The sequence below is a fragment of the Pseudoalteromonas sp. APC 3893 genome, from assembly GCF_030408095.1.
Taxonomy (GTDB): domain Bacteria; phylum Pseudomonadota; class Gammaproteobacteria; order Enterobacterales; family Alteromonadaceae; genus Pseudoalteromonas.
The window spans coordinates 1-14684 of sequence record NZ_JASDCD010000027.1; the positions used below are offsets into that span (position 1 = coordinate 1).

Annotated in this window: 12 protein-coding genes and 1 pseudogene; 8 read left to right on the forward strand and 5 right to left on the reverse strand. The window is 41.4% G+C overall.

Annotated elements, in window-relative coordinates; genetic code table 11:
* Positions 1-133, reverse strand: a pseudogene (locus QMA12_RS22255) (hypothetical protein); the annotation flags it as partial.
* Positions 134-192: 59 nt separating this feature from the next.
* Here QMA12_RS22255 and QMA12_RS19505 point away from each other — a divergent pair.
* From QMA12_RS19505 to QMA12_RS19515, 3 genes are all read left to right on the forward strand, one after another.
* Entirely contained in the window at positions 193-933 is a 741-nt protein-coding gene (locus QMA12_RS19505; protein WP_290211086.1) for a ferredoxin--NADP reductase, read from the forward strand.
* 80 nt (positions 934-1013) lie between these two features.
* On the forward strand, positions 1014-1769 hold the full coding sequence (locus QMA12_RS19510; RefSeq protein WP_290211087.1) for a nuclear transport factor 2 family protein: 756 nt from the start codon (positions 1014-1016) through the stop codon (positions 1767-1769).
* Between the two features lie 17 nt (positions 1770-1786).
* Entirely contained in the window at positions 1787-2107 is a 321-nt protein-coding gene (locus QMA12_RS19515) for a hypothetical protein (protein ID WP_290211088.1), read from the forward strand.
* Here the strand turns inward: QMA12_RS19515 and QMA12_RS19520 are convergent.
* From QMA12_RS19520 to exbB, 4 genes are all read right to left on the reverse strand, one after another.
* Entirely contained in the window at positions 2104-2940 is an 837-nt protein-coding gene (locus QMA12_RS19520; protein WP_290211113.1) for a tetratricopeptide repeat protein, read from the reverse strand. The two genes, QMA12_RS19515 and QMA12_RS19520, sit on opposite strands and share 4 nt — an antisense overlap.
* Positions 2941-3982: 1042 nt before the next feature.
* The gene (locus QMA12_RS19525) at positions 3983-4822 is read right to left on the reverse strand and encodes an energy transducer TonB (RefSeq protein WP_290211114.1); all 840 of its coding nucleotides are present in this window, start codon (positions 4820-4822) and stop codon (positions 3983-3985) included.
* A gap of 2 nt (positions 4823-4824) precedes the next feature.
* On the reverse strand, positions 4825-5259 hold the full coding sequence (locus QMA12_RS19530) for a biopolymer transporter ExbD (RefSeq protein WP_290211089.1): 435 nt from the start codon (positions 5257-5259) through the stop codon (positions 4825-4827).
* Between the two features lie 2 nt (positions 5260-5261).
* Positions 5262-6209, reverse strand: a complete 948-nt coding sequence (gene exbB / locus QMA12_RS19535) for a tonB-system energizer ExbB (protein ID WP_290211090.1) — start codon at positions 6207-6209, stop codon at positions 5262-5264.
* Positions 6210-6421: 212 nt separating this feature from the next.
* On the opposite strand from exbB, the gene QMA12_RS19540 reads away from it, so the two are divergent.
* The 5 genes from QMA12_RS19540 to QMA12_RS19560 all read left to right on the forward strand — a co-directional run bounded on the left by QMA12_RS19540 (position 6422) and on the right by QMA12_RS19560 (position 14594).
* Positions 6422-6940: a sigma-70 family RNA polymerase sigma factor gene (locus tag QMA12_RS19540; RefSeq protein WP_290211091.1), complete on the forward strand. Its 519-nt coding sequence runs from the start codon at positions 6422-6424 to the stop codon at positions 6938-6940.
* A gap of 2 nt (positions 6941-6942) precedes the next feature.
* The gene (locus tag QMA12_RS19545; RefSeq protein ID WP_290211092.1) at positions 6943-7932 is read left to right on the forward strand and encodes a FecR domain-containing protein; all 990 of its coding nucleotides are present in this window, start codon (positions 6943-6945) and stop codon (positions 7930-7932) included.
* Positions 7933-8024: 92 nt separating this feature from the next.
* Positions 8025-10724, forward strand: a complete 2700-nt coding sequence (locus QMA12_RS19550; protein WP_290211093.1) for a TonB-dependent receptor — start codon at positions 8025-8027, stop codon at positions 10722-10724.
* Between the two features lie 30 nt (positions 10725-10754).
* Positions 10755-13190 (forward strand): hypothetical protein, encoded by a 2436-nt coding sequence (locus tag QMA12_RS19555; protein ID WP_290211094.1) that lies wholly within the window; start codon positions 10755-10757, stop codon positions 13188-13190.
* Positions 13191-13313: 123 nt separating this feature from the next.
* Complete coding sequence (locus QMA12_RS19560) at positions 13314-14594, forward strand: UPF0149 family protein (protein WP_290211095.1); 1281 nt, start codon at positions 13314-13316, stop codon at positions 14592-14594.
* Positions 14595-14684: the final 90 nt, after the last annotated feature.

Genomic DNA, 14684 nt, shown 5'->3' on the forward strand with positions numbered 1-14684 from the left:
CTGACCGCTGACCGCTGACCGCTGACCGCTGACCGCTGACCGCTGACCGCTGACCGCTGACCGCTGACCGCTGACCGCTGACCGCTGACCGCTGACCGCTGACCGCTGACCGCTGACCGCTGACCGCAAACATTGACACCTCTCATTACCTTTGCCACTGTTATATAAAGCAATAACTAAAGGAGAATGGTTGTGTCGAACTGGGTTGAAGCAAAGGTTAAAGATAGTGTTTGGTGGACAGATAGCCTATTTAGTTTAATTGTAAATGCTGATGTGGAGCCATTTAAAGCTGGGCAGTTTACTAAGTTGTCGGTGATGATGGATGACAAGCGTATTGCCCGTGCTTACTCGTATGTAAACGCACCAAGCTCTCTCGATTTAGAGTTTTATCTTATTAACGTGGCAGATGGTTTATTATCACAACAATTAGCCAAGCTTAAACCTGGCGATACGGTGATGATAGAGCGTCGTGCCAGTGGCTTTTTTACACTTGATGAAATACCTGCCAGTAAGCAACTGTGGATGCTGAGCACGGGGACTGCAATTGGCCCCTATTTATCCATACTTGAGCAAGGCGATGTATGGCAGCAGTTTGAAAAGGTTGTGTTAGTACATGGCGTACGGTTAAATGCGGACCTCAGTTACCAAACAAAAATTACGCGATTACAACAACAGTACCCACAATTACAGTATGTAAGTGTTGTGAGCCGTGAGCAGCCTATACAAGGGTTGCACGGACGAATAACAGAGCATATTGCTAATGAAACCTTATTTAACCATTGCCAGTTAGTGCCAACACCAGACACAGCGCAATTTATGATTTGTGGTAACCCTGAAATGGTCAAAGACACCAGTGCTATTTTAATTGATAAAGGTTACAGCCGTAACCGGCGTAGAGATCCTGGACAAATAACGGTAGAACAATATTGGTAAATACGTTAATCGGGGGATAAAACTATCCCCTAAGCGTATTTTTTGTTATTTTAGCGGTTCTTAAATTACTCGGAAACAGTATGAAATCGTTACTTTTTGCAGTTAGTTTACTTTTATCTTGGCAGCTAGTTTCGGCCGAGGCTGGGCAGAACAAAGAAGCTGAAAAGAAACAGCAAAGTAAGCAAACTCAAACGACATCAGCTGCGTTGCAAGATAGCGTGGCGGTGATCACCTTAACGCCTGAAAAAGCTGAGCAATCAGAGCCCACTGATATCGAGCCTACACAGCCTATTGTTGTTGATCCTGATAAAGACAATATGATTGAAGTTGTAGATACTAGTAAAGTATTAGGTAACGAAGCAGCAAAACCAGCAGAGCTACCAAAAACACAACAAGAGAAAGCGCAAGCTGTAGCACAAGCTGATCAAGCGGTAGCGCAAGCCAAACAAGCATTAACGTTAAAACAGCAAGCTAAAGCTAAACAATCCCGTGAGTCACTGGCAGTCATTGAGCAATTAATTAAAGCGTATAATGCCCGTAATATTGAAGCATTCGTTAAGATGTATGATGAAAATGTTGAGTTTTATGCTTTTCCTAATGAGTTGTTGTTCAAAGGCAAAGAAAAGCTTATCGCTCGTTACGGCATCATGTTTAAAAAGCTAAAATGTATTAAATCGTCCCCTATTAAACGTATTGTCTATGGCAATATCGTGATTGATCATGAGCTATCAGAAACCTGTTCAACAGATAAAAGGGTCGTAGATAAACGAGCTGAATTTGTGTCGAGCTATGAAATCGAAAATGGCAAAATAACCAAAGTGCTGTTTTTTAGATAAGATAAAGAGGTGAAGAAATGCAGCTAAGTGACGATAAAAAACTTTATTTACTTTATCGTGTAGAGCCTGGTTGCCTTGGTCCTAATGGTGTGCAGATGATAGAAGCATTTTGCGAATATGCAAATCAACAGCTTAGCGCACCGAGCTTTGCGTACTACCACTTCACCCCTCGATTTGATAAGTCAAAGGCAGAGCGCCAATACAGCATTAATTCAAAAATACTGTCAGAGCAACATGCGTATGCTTACCTAGCTCACTTCAACACCAACAAAGATGAATTTGAAGAGCTGCTCGACGAACAGCTCACCCAAGCTATAGACAGTTTTTTAGAACGTTAACTTTCACCAGCTAAGATAATATTAAAGCTGGTGTTGTCGTGTAAGCTGGCAAATGCACTTTCGTGTAACAGTTCATTGCGCAGGTTTGGTGAGTATTCGAGCGCCATTTTAATATCAGCAAGCGCATCAGCATGTTCATGTGTTAATGCATATGCACAAGCACGCTGCCAATAAGCATAGCCATAGTCACTATCGATATCTAAAGCTTGGTTACACAGCTCAATTGCTTGTTCTGTTTCATTCAACTCAAGTAAAGCGTCGGCTTTATAAGCAATTGCCTCTACATCTTCTGGTTTGCGGTTTAATATTTCATCAAAAATCTCAATTTTATTTGATACATCACTTTCTAAATTTGCCCGCATCCATAATGAATGAACTTCATTAGTGACCGAGATCTTCTCTTGGTTTTTTAGGATCTCCTCAGATCGTTCCCGCAGTTTCTCTTCAAAAGTGTTTAAACGCGCTTCATATTCGTTGGTGATCACGCTGACGCGGGTATTAACAATGTCTTCAACCTTATTTTTTACATCACGCAATGAGTTCCAACCAACTAATACTAAAATCGATGCTGTGGCTGTGATGATAAAAAACACGTTATTTATTGTATCTGTAGTGTAGGTTAATGCTCTATCTGCGGTATCTAATTGGGCATGGGTCACTTGCTTTGTGACATCTTCACGCAGTTTTTGCTGATCTTGACGAACCGCTTTTAGCTCATCGAGAATATAACGCTCCATCAACGGTTGATACATCGGCTTTTGTACTTGTGCTAATGCTTGCTCTTGCTGTTGTTCAGTGGGCGCTGGGCGTGACTCTTGTGCCTGCGCGTGCATTGTTCCAAACAGAACAAAAAAGAGTGTAACCAGTAAAAAATTTTGACGCATAGTGCTGCCTAGTAATTAGATTTTATTCAACATTAAATACAGTGCTGTATTCAATTAGTAGTGGAACTTTAACATGACTATCAGCGTGGAACTAGGCAAAAAACAGGCAAAAAAAACCAGCTCAAGAGTGAGCTGGTAAAACTGCTTAAACAACAAAAATGTCGTTAGGGGTATCAACAGGAGTAAGTTTATATACTAACTAAGTTTAACTGAACAACTACTTAATATTTAAAGTGTTTTTTACTACTTAAAAGAAAGCGCATCGGGCTTAGTGATGCGCTTATTCTGAGCTAATAAAATACTATGGTGAAGGTGACTAATACTGTGTGCCACTTTAGTGACCTCTTCCATACCCTTCACAATTTAATACGGGCTGAAAAATAAACGGATCACTAATTCCAACATAAGTGGTCGTTGAGGGTACTTGCTTATTTACGAAAATTTATTTTAGCCTATTTTATTCATCAAAGTGATGCATTAAAAAACTGGTGAGCGGGTAACAAAATGATAAATTAACCCTATTAGCACAAAGAGCAGTGAATGAGAAGACAAAAGCTGCGGGCTGCGAGTAACGTGCTTGGGCAATAAACCTAGCACCCAGTACCTTTTACTATCGTAGGAATGAGCTTTAGCTGTGATTGCTTTAAACCAGTTTTAACACCGAGGGCACAGAGGCGCTGCGCTACACAGAGAGGAAAAGTTATGGCTTCGTACGTTGGACGACGAGTTGCGGAACAATCTTAGCACTTACCACCTTTTCATCATTTCCTCTTCAGCGCAGCGCCTCTTAGCCTCTTTGTGAATAAATCACTAAAAGATATATTTGCGCAAAGAGAAGACAAAGCCACGGGTTTCGAGCGACGGGCTACGTGATAATCCTAGTCCCTAGTCACTTCCCTAGATCCTAGTACCTTTTCGTTAAACCTCTTCAGCGCAGCGCCTCATAATCTCTTTGTGAATATTCGATAAAAGCAGCGTTTATTAAAGATTATTACTGAATAAAAAATGCCACAGGAACTGCCATAGTTAAGGGGTTACCTTTAACTTCCGTTGGTGGTATTGGTAATGGTTCTGCGCGTTTTACTAAATCAATCACTTCTTTATCTAATGCAGCGATACCGCTTGCTTTAAAAAGTGACACATCAATTACGTTACCTTCTCTATCCATTGTAAAGGTCACCCATGGAACACCTTGCTGGCGCTTTAGTTTAGCCATTCTCGGGTAACGTTTTCTTTTCTCTAAATGAACTTGCAGGATGCTTTGCCATAGCTGCCTTGCTGTGCTTTCTTGTTCGCTCAGCTTGCCTTTGGTTGGCCCGGATGCAACCTCGGCTTGTCTAACAGGTAATGCAGCAGGCGCACTGGTTTTTTCTATTAGTTGTTCACTATTTCCTTCTATGGCTGTGTCCTGAGGGGCTGGCTCAGCTAGCGGTTTAGCTTCTGTTTTTTTCTTAATTGGTTGTTCTTCAGATTTACTTTTTTTCGGTTCTGGCTTTTTATCAGCAATGGTAAAGTCAGATTTACTCTCTACTATGGGTTTTACTTTAGGCTCAGATAATTGGGTTTCGGGCTCGGTTGTTTGTTGCTTCGCAGGGGCTGACTCTTGTTGTTTTGGTCCATCAGAAAGGGCCGTTGGCTCTGCTTTAGGAGCAGCAATAATGTTGATCTCAAAAACCTGCGGTGATGCTTGAATAGGTATGCTGTTGTTTTTTTTCGCTGGCAATAAAAAATAACTCGCAATGGCACCATGTAAAATAATTGCAGCAATAATAGCCACTAAAGCTTGCCAGGTTACCAAAGCGCGAGGTTGAATATCACTTCCTGCTAACATGCTCACGGCGTTACATCCGTTTTATGTTCTAAACCAACTAAAGCTACTTGATTGTAACCTGCTTTTGTTAAGTTATTCATTAGTGCTATAAATTGCCCATATTCAACTTTACTATCGGCACGGATCAAAATCTTTTGCTCGGTTTCAATGCCATGGCTTTTTAGTTCTTGTGCTAGGTTTTGTAGGCTAATTGTATTACTGTCGCCAAGCACTAATGTTAAATCTTTTTGTAACGTTAGATAAGTCGGGTTGTCACTTTTAGGTGTTGCAGGGGCTGCAACAGCAGGAAGTTTTACCGGTACACTCACAGTGGCAAGTGGCGCAGCCACCATAAAGATAATTAGTAATACCAGCATGACATCAATAAATGGAGTTACGTTAATTTCATGCTGTTCTTGTAACTCATCACTTTGGTTGTGTTTAGAACTAAACCCCATGATTAAGACTCTTTTGCAGTTATATCAACTGCCTTTTTATTAAGTAGGTCAGCTAATGGTTTTGCTTGCGGATGTGCTCTATCTAAATCGCGGCTGACTAAGATCATAATCGCGGTAAGAATATCTGCTAATTGAGCTTTATAACTCGCAATAGTACGAGAGAAATGGTTGTACATAACAACAGCAGGAATAGCTGCGACTAAACCCAGCGCTGTCGCTAATAAAGCCTCTGCGATGCCAGGGGCTACCACAGCAAGGTTTGTTGTTTGCGTTTTTGCGATACCAATAAAGCTGTTCATGATGCCCCAAACAGTACCAAACAACCCGATAAATGGCGCGACTGAGCCAATGGTAGCGAGTAGCCCAGTACCTTGATTCATATGTGTACTGAGTGAAGCTTGAACCCGCTCTAGCCGTGCGACTATTCGCTCTTTGAGTGCTTCATCCGTAGCAGGTCCTTTGGCGGTTAGTTTTAGTTCATGCTCGGTAGCTTTTAGCAGTTGTAGTGCATCACTTTTTTGTTTAAGCAAGTCTTGATTAGCCTGAGCAAAACTTTCACTATGAATTAAATGCGCAAGTAATTTTTTTGCATCTCGTTTGGCTATTTTTAATTGCATCGATTTGAAAATGCATATAGCCCAGCAAACTAAAGAGGCCAAAAGTAGGCCTATCATGACACTTTTTACAACCACATCCGCAGCTTTATACATGCCCATAACAGATAAATCATGAGTATCAAAAGTTGCTTCGTCAACTTGAGGCGGTGTTGTTTTATCAGCTTGCGGCGTTGCTGTAAGCTCATCGGTAATGGGGAGGGCTTTAACATCTTGGGTAGATTGATTGTCGATTGTACCTGCAGGAGAAGTGGGTTGCTCAGCGTGTACGGTTAAAAATAAGGGCAAAACTCCGCCAAAAAATACGCACACAAGCAATGAGGCTCTTCTAAACATCTTGTTTCCTAATTTTAAAATCATCATTTCACTAACTGTTGTAGCACCAGTTAGTAGCTACTGGCCCTATAACTAATGACGAACGAAAATCAAAAACCAGTAAAGAATATTTAATTTTTTATAATTAAATTGAAAGGAATATTGAAATTGTATTGAATGATAATTAAAATCATTTATACTCGCCGAAAAGATGCTACAGGAATATTTAAGTTTTGACTAGCCAAACAGCTAACTCAGTAGGTTTTAATAGACTATACCAGGAACATCATGAATGGCTTGTTCGCTGGATTGCTCGACGCACCTATAACAGAGATAACGCACAAGATATTGCTCAAGATACTTTTATACGTTTACTAAATAAGCCCGCGGTGTATCACGAAATACGCAGCCCGCGAGCTTGGCTTACAAAAGTAGCAGGAAACCTAGTAACTGATGATATACGACGTAAAATATTAGAAGAAAACTATGTAGCGTATTTAGAAAGCATGCCTGAAACAGCTTATTTTTCCCCTGAAGAACAGTTTCAATTATTGAAGTTGTTAGAACAAATCGATAGCTTGCTTAGTAGTTTAAGATCAATTGAGAAAAAAGCATTTCTAATGGTTAGGTTGGATGGGTTGAGCTATAAGGAAGTTGCCAGTCAGCTTGGTGTAAGCTTGTCATCTATTGAAAAGTATATCGCCAAAGCGATGTTTGAGTGTTATACCCTCACTTATTCTGATTTAGAATAAGGATGGATATTAATCCCATGTACCAAGAGAAAAAAATACCTATTCCAGATCATATAGTAAAGCAAGCCATTGCGTGGCGCATTTGTTTAGAGTCAGGTAATGTTCAACCTAAAGAGCTAGACGACTATCAGCATTGGCGAAAAGCAGATCCTATGCATGAGTTAGCATGGCAGCGACTAGAAATGATGGAGTCGACTTTCACACAAGTTGGTGAACAAAACACGGGCATTGTGCACGCCACGTTAAATAGAACGGATCATGACATTCAAAGTATGAGTCGCCGCCAAGCATTAAAAAGGATTGCGGGTACCACCTTTGCATTAGCGAGTGTTAGTTGGTTGGCAGATAAGCAAGGCGCATGGCAGTACCTCAACGCTGACTTTGCAACAACACATCAACGAGAGTTATTTACCTTAGCTGATAATAGCCAACTTTGGTTAAACAATAACAGTACAGTTGAATTAGACTTTAATGATAATCATCAACAAATTCATCTAACTCAAGGAGAGATGCAGTATACAAGCTCAGGTGAATCTGGCCGATTACAGGTTAAATTAGCACACGGAACGTTAATAAGTGACAGCAAGCAATTTTTTGTGCGCCATGAAGCGGATCATGCTCTCGTTAAAGTAATGCAAGGTAGTATTCGGGTTAATAACCGCAATAATTTAGAAAATAATCGGATAATGCATGCAGGAGGGCTTTATAAGGTTACCGCTACCTCTATCCAATCGTTAGATAATCATATATTTGATTACAGTAGCTGGACTGAAGGGCTACTTTTAGTGCGCAACATGCCTATTAAACATTTTATAGCTGAGCTATCACGATATCACCGTGGTTTTATAAAAAGTGCACAAAGCTTAGATGATTATTTAGTGTCTGGTGTTTTTCAACTGAATGACACCAATCTTATTTTAACTACCGTGGCGCGTTCTGCTCGTGCAAATGTGAATTATATGACCCGCTGGTGGGCACAAATCAGTCCATAATTAAAAAATATAAAATAATTATCATTTAAACTTACGGGGTTTCTATTTTTATACGGCATTAAAGTATGCATTAAAGAAATAGGAAATTATTCATGCCCCGTGCAGCGCTAAATTTAGCCACCATTGTTACTTGTTTGCTAATCGCTACACCTAGTTTAAGTTTAGCCGAACAAGCTGCAACAGCTTCTCAGCTACGAATGATCAAACTTGACCTACCTGCGGGTAAATTAGGGGATGTACTCACGTTATTTTCTCGTCAAGCTGGTGTTACCTTGTCATTTGAAGAACACTCCGTTCGTGATTACTCCGTTGCAGCAATAATCGGGGAATACACAGCAGCAACAGCCTTACAGCAGTTATTAAAAAACACAGATTTACAAGCCTTACCTATAAGTAATAGTGCTTGGCTTGTGCAACAAAAAAACCAGCAAGGTTTAATCACACTCAGTGCCATTAATGTGCAAAGCAGCCGTGTTGATATAAAAGATCAAACATATACCGAAGCCGCATCTGTAAATTCAATCACTCAGCAAGATATTGAACGCTTTAGAGGAACCAGTGTTGGCGATATTTTTCAGGGCACGCCGGGTGTATTGATCAGCGAAAACCGTAACTCAGGCGGGCTTGATGTTAATATTCGTGGCATGCAAGGCCAAGGACGAGTACCGGTAGTGATAGATGGGAGTCGTCAAGAAACCACCGTCTATAGAGGGTATTCGGGCGTTTCGAGTCGTAGCTATATCGACCCAGATTTAATCGGCTCGTTAAAGATCAGTAAAGGCCCGGTAATGAGTGCTGATGGCACAGGTGCTACAGGTGGCTTGGTGAGTGTAAGTACATTAACCGCTGAAGATATCATTAAAGAAGGTGAGTTAACGGGTTTTCGTGTCAGAGCAAGCGCTATAGGCAATAGTTCTAATTCTCCCAAGCCCGGTACTTATGCCGGATACTATTTACCTCGCAACGCGTATCGCTCAGAGTGTCGGTTTTCAAGTTATTGCACTGATCAATTTATAATGCCAGCAAGCTTTGCACCGCAAGAAGGCATGGACAGGCCTAGTTTATTTGAGTTTGGTGGAAGCTATGCAGGTAGTTTTGCTGCGGCAAAGCATTTTACCTGGGGAGACCTCATTGCAGCTTATGCCAAAAGAGAGCAAGGTAATTATTATGCAGGGAGTAATGGTCCAACGCCACAGATAATCTATGGTGAACCAGATAAGCTCGCTTGGTACACAGAAACCGCTGTCTCGACGGAAGGTGCATCGCGGTTTCGTGCCAACGAGCGCATACCCAATACGAACTTTTCTAGCGAGTCATGGTTACTAAAAAGCAGCATACTGTTACCCGACGATCAAAGCCTTGAAATGAGCTACATTCGTTACAACAGTGCTTACGGTGAAATGATGCCATCACAAATTCGCTCATTTGGACAGGCAAGACAATGGCTTGATAGCGAAGTGACAAACCAAACGTATACCTTACGTTATCGCTGGCAGCCAATTAAATATGACTGGGCAGACTTTAAAGCGAACTTTTGGCACACCGATGCGCTAACTCGTTTAAATACCCCTGGAGTTGGCTCGGTTGATATTGCCAATAATGTTGCTCGTAGTGATGATTATCAACGATTTGGTGCAGATATTAGTAATACCATGATGTTTTATTCTTTGGGTGAATTAGCACTTAATTATGGTTTGGCCGCCCAATATGAAGACATGGACACCGATACCCCTGAAACTGAGGGGTTTTATGTTGGCTCGCGAAGTGGGTGGCGCAAAGAGTTTAGTGCTTTTAGCGCAATTGATTGGCAACTTACTAAAAAATGGACATTACAAGCGGGTCTGCGCTTTACTCATTTTTCATCTAAAGATAATAACCCACTTTCTTTAACTACCAATGATCCTGCTTGTATACCTAATGGCTCTGATGGCTGTTTAGCAGTGCAATATGAAAATAGCCACTCCGGGACAGCGCCACTGGTCGCGCTTAAATGGCACGCATTTAAAGGGTTACAATTTTATATTCGTCATAGTGAAGCACTTCGCATGCCGAGCTTATTCGAAAGTACATCAGGGTGGTCAGTTAGCCCTGTTTTAGATATTCCTTTAGAGCCAGAGCATGCTACTAACCAAGAACTTGGTTTAAATTACTTAAATGACTCGTTACTCAAAGATAACTACAAAATAGGCTTTAAACTCGCCTATTTTCAAAATCATGTAGATGATTATTTAACCCGCACTCAACCCAATGCATGGGAACAAAAACAAGGCGGCCTTGATTTTTTTAGAATGCGCAATATTGACAGCCTAGATCTAAATGGCTGGGAGTTAAACTTTAGTTACAACACCCAATATTGGCTAGCTGAATTAAGCGGTACTCACTATACCCACATAGAAGTGTGTAATGTGGGTAGTTATGTACGCTATTACTGTAATGATTGGGGCCTTCCAGAAAGTTATATAAACAACATGATCCCTCCTAATTGGCATGCCAGTGCTCATGTAGGAGTTCGTTTATTTGAGCAGCGATTAGAAGCAGGGCTCAGAGCAACATTTATGGGGGAACGTAATTCAATCCCTCGCTATAACGCCCCAACAGGGTTTAACGAACCCGTGCTTTGGCACAGCTATAACCTCTTAGATATCTATGCTAGCTACAAGTTTAACGATAACACAACAATCGATTTCACCATCGACAATATCACCGATCGTTATTATCTCGATGCTTTGAGCTTAGGCTTAGTGCCTGCACCAGGAAGAACAGCACGGCTGAGCTTAACCTTACAATTTTAACTGATAACCTTTATCAGACAGGAGAAAACAATGAAAAACATTTTTGGCGCAATTGCCATTGTTGGGCTTTCGCTTACTCTGACCGCCTGTGGTGGCGGTAGTGATAGTAATACGCAAGAACAACAAGTAACCCAACAGAAACCTACAGCGGTTATTGATTTGCAAACACCTATTGATTCAACCTTTTCGCTAGAAGATGGTGCAGTGCAAGTTCAACTTAATGCCGATGCCAGTAAACACGAGCAAAGCACTAGCTTAACGTATAAATGGGAACTTATTGAAAGGCCAGCTACAAGTAACGCGGATATCAGCAGCGACGATAGCACAGCAACAGAGTTTACTGCCGATTTACCAGGCGAGTACGTTATCAGCTTGATTGTCAACGATGGAACTAACAATAGTGAAGCTGCGCGTTTAACATTAACGGCAACCAGCCCTTACCCTGTTGCGATTACTGAGCCAATCTATAGTGTTAGCTTAGGCACAGATAGTATAGGGCTAGATGGTAGTTTAAGTGTTGCGCCATCAGGCAAAACTGGGACACTAGAATATCAATGGACGCTTATAGAAAAACCATTAGATAGCGCAGGCTATTTGAATAATACAGATCAAAGTCAGAGTACTTTGTTTGTTGATGTAGCTGGGGATTATAAACTGCAATTGGTTGTCACTCATGATGGCATTGCTAGTGAGCCTGCTGATGTAGTGGTAAGTGTTTCCTCTGGTAATGCGCCGCCAGTCGCTAAAGCTGATGATATTACGATTACCTTAGGTGAAGAAGCCGTATTAGACGCTTCAGCCAGCACAGATCCAGAGGGCGAGCAATTACAATATCGCTGGCAGTGGTTAAATTATAAGCCGACAACCCCGGATAATGTGCCTTTACCAGCACTTAAAGGAGCCACAACAGCCACGGTTAGTTTTACGCCAGAAGTCGTCGCAAGCTATAAATTGATGCTATTTGTATTTGATGGCACACGAAAAAGTGAAGAAAAAGAAGTCACCATCACAGTAGAGAAAAACCCAGAAGCAACAAAAAATGAAGCCCCCATCGGTGAACTATCAGCAACGGGCTACTTTCCATCTTATAGTATTGGCGAACAAGAAGTTGGCTTACGTGCAGAGTTTAACTTTACCGGTTATGATCCAGAAGGCGAAGCACTACAAATTATAGAAGCCACGCTTGTAGATAAACCACAAGGCAGTGCTGCTGAGCTTGTTGATATTGGCTCATGGAAGCCAATGGGTAAAAAAATTCAAACCTTAGATATTGCTGGCACTTATCTTGTACGTATGGTTGTGTCTGATGGTGAAAATCAAATTTCACTTGATGCCACGATGGAAGCAAAAGTAGGAAACGTTAATGGTCAGCCTTCAACAGGTGGTGTTAGCGCACAATCAAAATCAGTATTGGTTGGTGATGCGTTAGTATTTGACGCATCAAGTAGTGATCCTAATGATGACCCAATTACCTTTCATTGGCAGCTAACAGATAAACCCGATGGCAGTCATGCCACAATTGAAGCGGTGATCGAGCCAGAGAGTCAGGAGTATCGCCGTGCAAAAGTTATAACTGATGTACCAGGTTCTTATACCGCGCAGTTAATTGTAGAAGATGACCGAGGCTTATTCGCCAAGAGTTACTCGCAAGACAGTGGTTTAGCTAAATTTACCAATACCGCTCCAGAGATCCGCTCCGTTGTTTGGGCGCGTAGCTGGGGACGCTTAAACCCAGGCGAAGATTACTATCAAATTCTACCTTGTATGTCGTTATTACATCGCCCAGTAACCGTTGATGCGGATGGTGATGAAGTATTCACCCATGAAGAACTTATCAGCACTCCACAAGGTGGTGAATTTACTAGCTACCCAAGCGATGGCGCATGTGAAAATACCCGAGGTCAAGTATTTACCAAACCCGGTACATACACATTCCGATATTCAGCAACCGATTTAATTGATGATGCGCCACAGTATGACTTTGTAGTAAAAGTAGATCCGATTGCCGAGGCTAAAGGCGTACGTTTACGCAGCTTAAATGATGAAGACGAAAGCTTATGGCGCCCACTACCTTATGAAAATATTCCACCATTTGCGAATGACTTTAGTGCCAGTGGTAAGCCTTTCCTTGAAGAAGGCTTTATTAGATGGTCAATAACAGCAGTCGATGCAGATTACACCATTGAAAACTTACAGGTACGTCATATCAATGGCGATTTAGAAAGCTTAACACCGCGTTTTGAAAACTTAAAAGATAAGCAAGTGATAGCAAAAGGCGGATCAGTTGAATTTAAAACAATACTGCCGATTGTACCTTGTATTCGCAATGAAGAAGCGTCTGAAGGATTTCATTTTTCTTTTAACATTAAAGAAATCCCTGAAATCACCTTTGTTTATGAAACATGGCGCACAGCAAATAAATCGAGTTTGTTTAATGAGTGGACTGAGTGCGAAGCGCAAGAGTGATCACGCTTTAATTAAAGAGATAAAGCCCAGAGTAAGTACTCTGGGTTTTGATTAAAAATTTCGAGTTATAACCTTTAAGCCAATAGGTACACTAGAACAAATTTACAAAGAAAGAGCCAAGTTATGTCACCCGCCAAAATTCGCAATAATGTCATTAAATTAAGCGCATTAAGTGAGGAAAAGCCTGATTACTATTTTATCCAAGGTTATTTTTTAGGGTTAGGCTTACTGCCCGACATAATAATGCCGAGCCAATGGCAGTCAGACCTATTAGGTGACATTAATTTTACAACAGATGCTGAGCTAAAGTACCTCGAAAGCCTGATGGAAAATTACAATAACAGCATGCATAAAGTGATGACCGAAGACCTTAAAATGCCCACTAAATGCAGCTTATCGAAAACCGACTACCGCGATTCACTCAAAGCTAATATGCCACTGCCTAATTACTGTAAAGGGGCATTACAGGCACTTAAATTTATCGATAAACGCAGCCTAAACAAACACCAAAAAGACCTGCTAATGAGTTTAAATGAAGTACTGAGTGCATTTAGCTCTGAACAAGCTGCAGTTAATAAATTTGCTGACAACCAAGGCCTAGCGCAAGCCTATAAAAAGAACTACAGCTATTTTGTAGCCGGTGTGCTTTATAGCGTTCGTTTTATTGAAGACCCCAGCTGGACAGATGAAGACGAAGCCGCGTTTAACGAACAATTTGCGGAAGAGTTTGCAGGTGAACACCACAACGATGACTTTGCTGGTAAAGTGCTCGACGACGAAGTAATTGATCAATTAATGGAAGCAATCCTTAGCGATTTTACTCCAAGCGCATTTGAACCGATAGCAGCGTTACTGGAACTGTTTGAAGGTATTATTACAGAGCAATACATAGCACAGAACCAAGGCCACTTTTGGCTGATCCACGAAACACGCCCTTATATGATGTTACGAGCGCATCGTGCACAAATCAACGCATTACAAGGTAACATACAATACGCTATTGACGAATTTGAAGCGCTTTGGCAACTAAACCCTATGGATAATCAAGCTAATCGCCACTGGCTAATGAATTGCTACATTATTAAAGGCCAGTGGCCAAAGCTGGATGCGTTTTTAGCCGACTTCGACAGCGAAGAGCTCCATGCCACAGCAAGCCGCGCCTTGAGTGAGTTTCATAAACATGGTGACTCTAGCAAAGCTAAGCAATACAAAAAGCAGCTTAAACAGCTTAATAAGCATTTTATAAAAATACTCACCGGGCAAGAAAAACTAAAATCTGAGGAGTTTCATTTTTACAGTCCAGGCAGTAAAGAAGAAGTGGGTATATACCTAAATTCACTTGGCAAACAAGCTTGGATCTCCGTGCCGGGTAGTTTGTTTTGGTTACGAAAAAAAGAGCAATGAGAAGGCAAAAAGCTACGGGTTTCGAGCTACGTGATAATCCTAGAATCTAGCGCTTTTATTTTGTAGGAGAGCGCTTTAGCGCTGAATGGC

What these genes read in the sequence shown, in the direction of transcription:
- QMA12_RS19510 (WP_290211087.1), top strand. Translation starts at nt 1,014, where the DNA reads ATGAAATCGTTACTTTTTGCAGTTAGTTTACTTTTATCTTGGCAGCTA.
- QMA12_RS19515 (WP_290211088.1), top strand. Translation starts at nt 1,787, where the DNA reads ATGCAGCTAAGTGACGATAAAAAACTTTATTTACTTTATCGTGTAGAG.
- QMA12_RS19520 (WP_290211113.1), bottom strand. Translation starts at nt 2,940, where the DNA reads ATGCACGCGCAGGCACAAGAGTCACGCCCAGCGCCCACTGAACAACAG.
- QMA12_RS19525 (WP_290211114.1), bottom strand. Translation starts at nt 4,822, where the DNA reads ATGTTAGCAGGAAGTGATATTCAACCTCGCGCTTTGGTAACCTGGCAA.
- QMA12_RS19530 (WP_290211089.1), bottom strand. Translation starts at nt 5,259, where the DNA reads ATGGGGTTTAGTTCTAAACACAACCAAAGTGATGAGTTACAAGAACAG.
- exbB (WP_290211090.1), bottom strand. Translation starts at nt 6,209, where the DNA reads ATGTTTAGAAGAGCCTCATTGCTTGTGTGCGTATTTTTTGGCGGAGTT.
- QMA12_RS19545 (WP_290211092.1), top strand. Translation starts at nt 6,943, where the DNA reads ATGGATATTAATCCCATGTACCAAGAGAAAAAAATACCTATTCCAGAT.
- QMA12_RS19550 (WP_290211093.1), top strand. Translation starts at nt 8,025, where the DNA reads ATGCCCCGTGCAGCGCTAAATTTAGCCACCATTGTTACTTGTTTGCTA.
- QMA12_RS19555 (WP_290211094.1), top strand. Translation starts at nt 10,755, where the DNA reads ATGAAAAACATTTTTGGCGCAATTGCCATTGTTGGGCTTTCGCTTACT.
- QMA12_RS19560 (WP_290211095.1), top strand. Translation starts at nt 13,314, where the DNA reads ATGTCACCCGCCAAAATTCGCAATAATGTCATTAAATTAAGCGCATTA.